The sequence below is a fragment of the Streptomyces sp. NPDC056486 genome, assembly GCF_042795295.1.
Taxonomy (GTDB): domain Bacteria; phylum Actinomycetota; class Actinomycetes; order Streptomycetales; family Streptomycetaceae; genus Streptomyces.
In genome coordinates this window covers 1-1,493 of record NZ_JBHTSF010000333.1, presented here as the reverse complement: position 1 = coordinate 1,493, position 1,493 = coordinate 1, and the positions used below count along the sequence as shown (strand labels likewise).

General features: G+C 71.8%; 1 protein-coding gene and 1 pseudogene. One reads left to right on the top strand and one right to left on the bottom strand.

The annotated features are described in order from the left end of the window. Positions 1–948, top strand: a pseudogene (locus tag ACFQ7F_RS45855) (hypothetical protein); the annotation flags it as partial. A gap of 27 nt (positions 949–975) precedes the next feature. Here ACFQ7F_RS45855 and ACFQ7F_RS45850 read toward each other — a convergent pair. Next, positions 976–1,185, bottom strand: coding sequence for a hypothetical protein (locus tag ACFQ7F_RS45850; RefSeq protein ID WP_383285753.1), 210 nt, complete (start codon positions 1,183–1,185; stop codon positions 976–978). Positions 1,186–1,493 lie beyond the last annotated feature (308 nt).

Below are 1,493 nucleotides of genomic sequence, written 5' to 3'. Positions count from 1 at the left end.
AAGCTGTGGGAGCTGCGTTCGTACGAGCAGGTCATCAAGCTGGAGCAGGACCGCCTGATCTACCAGGCACGCCTCCAGGCCCGCTTCGGCCGCAACTGGCGCCGCAAGGCCCCGGTGGAGTCGCTGATGCCGCTGCGCCTCGCACGGTTCGGTGTGCCGCTCGCCGAGACCGCGCCCGCGGGGCTCGCGGCGGCGGGCATCGAACCCGCGCTGCTTCCGCCCGCGCCGGTGCCGGTGGCGGCGGTGCCTACGGAGCCGCAGCAGCCGGAGCTTGCGGCGGCGCCGGTGCCGCAGGCCGGGCAGATGCAGAAGCAGGCACAGGGGCCGCAGCAGGATCAGGGGCAGGGGCCTCAGCCGGAACAGCAGCAGCCCGAGGCCGAGGCGGCGCCCGTGAGCCCGTGGTTCGCGGCTCAGCAGCCTTCGTACGTTCCTGAAGAGCCGCACGACCAGTGGTACGCGGACCAGCAGGCGTACGCGGACCAGCAGGCCTATGCCGACCAGCAGGCCTATCTGGAGCAGCAGCAGGCGTACTTCGACGAGCACGGGAACCCTGCGGCGGCTCCTCCCGAGTCCGAGTTCCAGGTCCCCGCGGGCCCCGGCCGTACCCGCCCGCTCGGCGGTCAGCACCTGATTCCCGGCCCGCGCGAGGAGCAGGCTCCCGAGGGTGAGATGCAGGAGGACGCGCCGGAGGAGCTGGGGCCGCTGCCCGAGGCGTCGGGCCTGCCGGACGACGTCCCGCGCGATGACGCGTACTTCACCGCGTTCCGCAAGTACGTGAGCGAGCGCGGGGACTATCCCAACGCCCGCCAGTTCGGCCTGTACTTGATGGACCTGTACGGCGTCACCGGCCAGGCGGGCGGCCCTCCCGCGGAGAGCACGCTGCGCCCGTACCTGCGTGACTTCCGGGCCCGCTACCAGGAGGAGCTGGACTCGGAGTACAGCGTGTAGCGGGGGGCGGCTCAGCCCCTCAGCCCCTCAACCCTTGCTGCGGGCGCGCTGCTTACTGCTCTCGCCCCAGATGGCGAGGGCGGCGCCGACGATGAACAGGGCGAGGTAGCCGGGGGTGGGGATGTCCCACCACTTCTGGAGGAGGCCCCACGGCTCGTCCCCGAAGAGACGTCCCGCGAAGCCGAGTGCGCCCTGAATCCCGGCGACCCATCCGACGATGGAGATGATTTCCTTCATACGTCCACGATCACTCGCCCCGGGGCGTTGTTCATCGTGCCCCGGAGTGATCCCCCTGTAATCCAAAGGATGCAGCACCCTCCACAGCACCCCCCACTCCGCACCGCCCCCGCCCCCCCCTCGCCGCGCGGCTACTAGCCCGCCGCTCCACGCCACCCCTCGCTGTGCGGCTACTAGCCCGCCGCTCACGCGCGCTCCTCGCCGCGCCCTCCCTTGCGGGCCCGCAGCTTCGCGGCGAAATGCCGCCCCCTACAAGCCCGCCGCTTCGCGGCGGATGTCTCCCGCCCACCCGATTACCCCGGGTATTC